The 398-nt window shown below is 57.3% G+C and carries 2 protein-coding genes; both read right to left on the bottom strand.

The window, feature by feature from the left end; genetic code table 11:
* A partial coding sequence (locus EN857_RS33460; RefSeq protein WP_189522827.1) for a CoA transferase occupies positions 1–265 on the bottom strand: 265 nt, incomplete at its 3' end.
* Between the two features lie 14 nt (positions 266–279).
* On the bottom strand, positions 280–398 hold a 119-nt coding region (locus EN857_RS33455; RefSeq protein WP_135897684.1), incomplete at its 5' end, for a hypothetical protein.

Genomic DNA, 398 nt, shown 5'->3' with positions numbered 1-398 from the left:
CAGCACTGGCAACGAGCGTGTCCAGGACGGCGCGGTCCGCCTCCGACCTCAGGTCCAGACAGACCGACTCCTTACCCCGGTTGAGCCAGACGAAGTAAGCGCTCTGTTCCCGCACCAACTTGTCGTAATTTCTGGCAAAATCCCCTTCGGGCCTCTCGATCTTGATCACCCGGGCGCCGGCATCAGCAAGGCGAGACGAAGCGTAAGGCGCAGCAACCGCCTGCTCCACGGCAACGACGGTGATCCCCTCAAGAGACTTCTGCATGCGACACCGTGTTTTCATCCAACGTTTTCGTTTTGAATTCGACGACGGTTCAGCATAGCCAGCAACCGATTTTGTTCGTTCCCAACTATTGAGAATGCCTCGTCGACACCCATTCCAGGCTTCGCAAGCATCA

This window comes from Mesorhizobium sp. M4B.F.Ca.ET.214.01.1.1, assembly GCF_004791545.1.
In the GTDB taxonomy this organism is placed as follows: domain Bacteria; phylum Pseudomonadota; class Alphaproteobacteria; order Rhizobiales; family Rhizobiaceae; genus Mesorhizobium; species Mesorhizobium abyssinicae.
This window is presented reverse-complemented; position numbering and strand designations above follow the sequence as displayed.